This window comes from Mycoplasma sp. 1890, from assembly GCF_053851615.1.
This window is the reverse complement of the sequence record NZ_JBSQAZ010000019.1, coordinates 1-3,780: the sequence shown is the minus strand read 5'-3', so window position 1 is coordinate 3,780 and position 3,780 is coordinate 1. Positions and strand designations below refer to the sequence as shown.

Annotated in this window: 5 protein-coding genes; all 5 read left to right on the top strand. The window is 23.9% G+C overall.

Translation table 4 applies throughout. The features are described from left to right. Nucleotides 1–403 precede the first annotated feature (403 nt). On the top strand, nt 404–751 hold the full coding sequence (locus tag ACWXVO_RS03130; RefSeq protein ID WP_456002570.1) for a hypothetical protein: 348 nt from the start codon (nt 404–406) through the stop codon (nt 749–751). A gap of 17 nt (nt 752–768) precedes the next feature. Next, nucleotides 769–1,506, top strand: a complete 738-nt coding sequence (locus tag ACWXVO_RS03125) for a hypothetical protein (protein WP_456002567.1) — start codon at nt 769–771, stop codon at nt 1,504–1,506. Between the two features lie 334 nt (nt 1,507–1,840). Further along, the gene (locus ACWXVO_RS03120; RefSeq protein WP_456002564.1) at nt 1,841–2,170 is read left to right on the top strand and encodes a hypothetical protein; all 330 of its coding nucleotides are present in this window, start codon (nt 1,841–1,843) and stop codon (nt 2,168–2,170) included. Further along, nucleotides 2,160–3,089, top strand: coding sequence for a tyrosine-type recombinase/integrase (locus tag ACWXVO_RS03115; RefSeq protein ID WP_456002561.1), 930 nt, complete (start codon nt 2,160–2,162; stop codon nt 3,087–3,089). Before ACWXVO_RS03120 ends, ACWXVO_RS03115 begins: the two co-directional genes overlap by 11 nt. 235 nt (nt 3,090–3,324) lie before the next feature. Further along, a partial coding sequence (locus ACWXVO_RS03110; RefSeq protein WP_456002558.1) for a hypothetical protein occupies nt 3,325–3,780 on the top strand: 456 nt, incomplete at its 3' end.

Genomic DNA, 3,780 nt, shown 5'->3' with positions numbered 1-3,780 from the left:
ACCTATAACATTTTACTATATATGTTAGGTGGCTCATTTTTGTTGCAATTTAACGGAAATAACTTATTTTTTTATACACGAAAGGACATTATTAATTTTGAATAGGAGTAAAAAATAATTTTCGAATTTGGTTATATAAATGTGGATAATCCACATTATTATTTTAAGCAATTTTTTTATTATTATAATAAAAAAATCAAAAAAGCAAAAAAGGCATTTAATTTTCATTAAATTTTTAAACACACATTTAAAAAAGTGCTATAATATATTACAGAACAAGGAAGCGAAGACCCTTGTAATAAATAATAAAAAGTTGTTTTTATTTATTACTTTCGGCTGGCTTTCTTATGAAAGTCAGCTTTTCTTGTTCTAAAAATAAAAATTTAAATTTAAGGAGAACAAAATGAATTTTAAAATTAACTGAAAACAAGCTTTTAAACAAGATTTATACGATCAAATTACAAGAGAATTGCCAAATATGAACGGTGAAGCTGAATGAGATTTATATATTAATAATGAAGAATACTTCAAAAAAGAATATGATGAAAATATGGAAATGGAAATGTTTTATTTAAAAGATATAAACGATTACAAAACTGACGAATTAATCTTTATTGGTAAAGAAATATTAGAAAGAAACGGCGAACCATATTCAATCATTAAATGACATAAAGGTGAATTAATTTTTGAAGGCTATGAAAACCAAAGACATGGCGATTATTTAAGAAGAAAAAGAGAATTAAACATATAAAAAACAGGAGTAAAAAAATGAATGACTACATTAAAAAATTATTGGCAAAGGCGCGGGTCGCCTTTGACCCTGAACAAGCAAAAAATGAAGTTTTAAATCATGAAGAAATTAAAAAAGTTATTAATGATTTAAAATTAAATGATCATCAAATTAATGTTGGAATGAATTATTTGCAAAAATATTATGATTACATAAAAATTCATAATTCTCTGCCCGACTGAAATTTATTTGTAAATTATGCTGGGCTTTTGGAAATAGATTGGACAAACGACTTATATTTATCAAAGATTAGAAAATTAAGTAATTACTGATTAACTCAAATAACTGAGTTAGACGTAGATATAAATAAATATTTAAATTGTTTGGACAAAAATAAGCCCAAAAATGTAATCGAGAAATTTAAAAAAGGATTAGAAAAGTTTGATAAAAATTTAAAAAATAAAATTCTCGGTATTTTAGACGATCAAAATATAGGGTTATTTTTAGAGGATGAGAATATTTTAAACGCAAGAGCAATTTTTACGTATTTATCTTTTGTTTTTGGAGTTCAAAAAAACAAAAGCGTTATTTATGTAGATACTTCAAACTTATTTAGATTTTTAAATACTAATATAAAAAACTTACAAGTTTTAGCAGAAATTAAAAGCGAATTAGTTGAAGCACACTTTTTAGCTTTTGATAATTTTGGAAGTCAGCAATTGCCTCACTGATTTGGCGCATATTTGAATGAAGTTTTTTTTAGAAAGGGAACGTAAAAATTTGTCTGTGTTTATTTCTAGCCCTTTCGACTTCTTAAGCAGCGAGAGCTCGCTAATTATTACCTACGGGAAAGAGAATGAAGGTGCTAAACAATTAAATAAATTATTAAAAAATATTATTAATAGAATGTGCTTAAAATTTAAAGCACAAAATTAAAAAAAAATAAGCCATAAGGCTTAGTTAAAAAATATACAATTGCGAAGACATATATTTTTAACAACTTTATTATAAACTTTATTTTTTAAATTTTTAATAAATAGTTAAAAAAGTGGTGATTTTCGCAAGAAAACGCCTTTTTATTTATTCAAAAAGGCAAAAATGGAGGTTTATATGTTAAATAACGATGCGATTTTAATAAATTGCGAAAACAAAAATAACAAAATTAAAGCATTTTTTAATGTGCTAGATCCTTATGAAATTTTTGAATTTTTAAATTTAAGACAAGATATTAAATCACTAAAAAACTATTTTTATAATAACGGCTTTTATAATTTGTATAAATTTGATTGCTGTTTTTTAGATGATTGATTCGTGCAAATTGATAAAAAAGTTAAACCGGAAAAGCTAGAAAAATTTAAAAAAGAACTGTTTAAATTTTTGTGTTTTTGAGATAAAAAAGCGCTTTTAGTTTTAAATGAAGGGGTTAAAAATGAAAAATAAAAAATATAATCCTACTGATTCACAAAAAGATGAATTTATAAATCTTTATTTATCGTATTTAGATAAAAAAAACGCTTCAAAATATACAAAAAAATCATATAAATCGTATTTTAAGGTATTAAAAACATTAGACTGATCTAACCCAGAATTTATAACCGATTTTTTAAACGAAAGATATGATAATAAACGAACATTTAACACTGCTATAGCCATTTTTAAAGCTTTTTTTAACTTTTTAAATAAGAAAAATATCTTTTTTTTAGACACAACTGAGTTATTACTGGTTAGTGCTGGCTTAGAATTAAAACCAGCTTACAGTAAATCGCAATTTATAAAATTAGAGAAATATTTACAAGAATTTAATAATAAGAAATTTAGCTTTGTTTTTTACTTTTTAAAAAGTAATTGAACGAGAGTGGGGGAATTTGAAAATATAAATTGGGATTTTTTTAAAAGAGATATAAATGCCGTTTTAATTATTCAAGCCAAAAAAAATAATAATGAAAGAATTGTAAAAATATCAAAAGAAGCTCAAGAATATTGAGCCGATTGATCAAAAAAACCATTAAGTCCTGTAAGAATAATGCACCTTTTTAGTGAATTTAAAAAATTTGTTTACGAAAGAGATGAAGAATTCAAAAGCAAAAATATACAAATAAGTGCACACTGTTTGCGAACTTCTGGCATAACAAAAGCAGCGACAGCAGGCTTATCAGCAGTTGAAATTAGTGCGATAACTGGGCATAAAACCACAGTTGCAATAGATAAGAATTATATAGTTAGAAATATCGAAAAAACTTCGAGCGATATGGATTATGTAAATAACAGTGATCTAATAAATCAATTGGATAATAAAGTTTTAAGGGCTGAAAATTTTGATTATTCGCATATAAAAAGGAAACACAAAAATCTTTTTTAATTACTTATTTATACAAATAAGTCAATTAAACAAAAGCATTTTCGCGTGCCTAATTTTAAAAGCTCATAATCAAACTTAACAAACTAGCACACATATCTTTGCGAAATTATAAAATGACATTATAATTAATATTATATATCTTTTTTATACATATATTAAAAATTTTTAGCGAATTGTTTTTTTAATTTATGAGAATTTTTTATATTTTTTGTTTCATTTAAAATATTATTATTTTATGGATAACTATATATTAGAAATGCTAAAAGAAAAAATAGAAAAAGAAGACGAAGCGTTTAGAAATTCTGATGACCGTAAGCAAAAAGGGCTATTAATACATTCATATATAACTAGAAAAATTAAACTAGAATTCGGGATTTTATGCATAAAAATTACCAAATATAAATACTATGATGATAATAAAGTTTTACATACTTATATATTTAATAAGAACGTATTTTTGAATGATAATTTCAAAAGAAGAGTTGATATTTCTTTATTAGAAAAAAGCAAAAAATGGTATTTAGATGGAGCGAATTTGCGTGTTATTTCTATGAGATACAATATCTCAAAAACCTTGATTTGCCGCTATGTGAAGGCAATTAATATTAATAAAAAAATTGAACAAAATAGATTAATTAAGGGTTTGGATAATTCTTCTAATAATACAATCTATATTAGTGTAGATGATACA